The following is a 2,374-nucleotide window of genomic DNA, read 5'->3' as shown; positions in this document are numbered from 1 at the left end:
AATTTAAAAGTGGTCCAGTAATTCGATTAATATTAATTGAATTATGGTCCACTATTTTATTATAATCTTTCATATCTGAGGATATGGGAGGTACTAAGGAGCGTGATTAAGTTAATGGACAAACACACAATTATTAAATTAAAGAAGGAAGGGTGTTCTAACCGAAATATTTCTAAAATGTTTCCTATAAACAGAAAAACAGTTGCAAAATATTGGAATGAATATGTGGAACAACAAACATTATTAGAAGTTGCACAACCATATGATGTAACCAATATACAAGAAAAAATATGTGAACCACCAGCCTATCACTCAGAAAATCGGTCATGGCGTAAATATTCAACGGAACTTGATGACTTTATTGATGAAATATTAGAGGATGAATCTGAGAAATGCAAATTATTAGGAACTAGAAAGCAACAGCTTACACAACTACAAATTTACCAGATAATAAAAGAAAAAGGGTTCGATATTAGTTGCTCCACCGTGACTAATAAAATCAGAGAAAAAAGAAATAAAACAAAAGAATGTTTTATTCGTCAAGATTATGAGTTTGGAGATCGACTAGAATATGATTTTGGTGAAGTGAAATTAGTAATTGATGGTGTACTTGATACTTATCATATAGCAGTCCTATCTTCTCCTGCATCAAATTTTAGATGGGCCTATTTATATAAGAATCAAAAACAAGAAGTGTTTATGGATTCTCACATTAAGTTTTTTGAGATGATTGGTGGTATTTATAAAGAAGTGGTTTATGACAACATGCGCAATGTGGTAAGCAGATTTATTGGGCGCCATGAAAAAGAATTAAATAGTACCCTATTGAAATTATCGCTCTATTATGGCTTTGATATTAATGTTACAAATTGTTTCAGTGGAAATGAAAAAGGGCATGTCGAGGGTAGTGTAAAAATAATACGTAACAAAGTCTTTGCTAAGCACTATTGTTTTAAAACCTATGAAGATGCTTGTTCCCATCTAATGGACGAATTAATAGTATTAAACATAGATAGTTCCATCCAAGAAGAAGTGGACCACTTACTACCTCCAAAACCACCGTTAGAATTAGCAGACTTGAAAGAAGTGAAAGTAAATAAATATAGCTTTATCCGTGTAGAAAACAGCTTCTATTCTGTACCAGAATATTTAGTGGATAAGCAAGTGCAAGCAAAAGTATATTTTGATCGTATTATTGTATTTAGCAACCTTTCCTATGTATGTGAGCATAAAAAAATAGATGGTACGAATGAAATAAGTATTGATATTAATCACTACCTAAATACATTCGCAAAAAAGCCAGGAGCCCTACGAAACTCCTTAGCCTTAAAAAGCATACCACAGCTAAAATCCATCTATGACACTTATTTTAACAAAAATCCACGGGAATTTATAGAGCTTATTCAAAATAATAAGGATAAAAATATAGAAGAGTTAGTAGAAATACTACAGACTTACACCTTAACAAGTAATAACATTATTAAATTTAAGTATACAAAGGATACATACACGCTAGGTAGTATTGCAAGGAAACAAACCAGTAAATATAACGATATTTGTATTAGGGGGAAATGAAAATGAAAATAAGTGATATGGCCTACGAATTGAAATTACCAAATATAAAACTGAATTACCAAATGCTATTAGATGAAGCTAATCATACAAAAATGAGTCATGAAGAGTTTCTAATAAACATGTTGGAAAATGAAGTATTGCTAAGAAGAGAAAATGGGGTAAAGAGCAGATTACGTGCAGCAAGATTTCCGTATAAGAAATACATCGAAGATTTTAATACAGAAAATTATAATCCAGATTTGATACATGAGTTTCAAGAGCTTAGTAGTTTAAAATTTATAGGAGATAGAGAAAATATTATTCTGATTGGTAGCCCAGGTTCTGGGAAAACACACTATTCCATTGGTTTAGGTATAAAAGCATGTATGAATGGATTAAGTGTACTATTTATATCAGTGCCAAATTTAATGATTGAATTAAAAGAGGCAATGAGTCTGAATCAACTAAATAGTTATAAAAAGAAATTCGAAAAATACGATTTAGTAATACTAGATGAGTTGGGTTATGTTTCTTTTGATAAATCAGGTTGTGAAATACTATTTAATTTATTATCAAATAGAAATGATAAAGGCTCTATTATAATTACAACTAATCTGGCATTTGATCGTTGGGAGGAAATATTTATCGATCCAATGCTAACAGGCGCTATGGTAGATCGCCTTGCATACAAGGCTCATATTATGGATATATCAAGAGAAACAAGTCATCGTTATGAGGAAACAGTTGCATGGATAAATGGAAAGAAGTAGTGGACCGTTTTTGAATTAATATTTGGACCACTTTTCAGTTGACAAATACA

Annotated in this window: 2 protein-coding genes; both read left to right on the top strand. The window is 31.0% G+C overall.

The annotated features are described in order from the left end of the window. The first annotated feature begins 102 nt into the window (after positions 1 to 102). Entirely contained in the window at positions 103 to 1,575 is a 1,473-nt protein-coding gene (gene istA, locus GC105_RS16555) for an IS21 family transposase (protein WP_152807040.1), read from the top strand. A gap of 2 nt (positions 1,576 to 1,577) precedes the next feature. Next, positions 1,578 to 2,324, top strand: a complete 747-nt coding sequence (gene istB / locus GC105_RS16550; RefSeq protein ID WP_207706998.1) for an IS21-like element helper ATPase IstB — start codon at positions 1,578 to 1,580, stop codon at positions 2,322 to 2,324. Positions 2,325 to 2,374 lie beyond the last annotated feature (50 nt).

It is taken from the genome of Alkalibaculum sporogenes, assembly GCF_009362815.1.
Lineage (GTDB): Bacteria > Bacillota > Clostridia > Eubacteriales > Alkalibacteraceae > Alkalibaculum_A > Alkalibaculum_A sporogenes.
Note: the sequence above shows the minus strand (reverse complement) of the source record. Positions and strands in the feature narration are given on the sequence as shown.

Bases quoted from the DNA above. Each gene is read 5' to 3' on its own strand.
- istB (WP_207706998.1), top strand. From the start codon at position 1,578: ATGAAAATAAGTGATATGGCCTACGAATTGAAATTACCAAATATAAAA.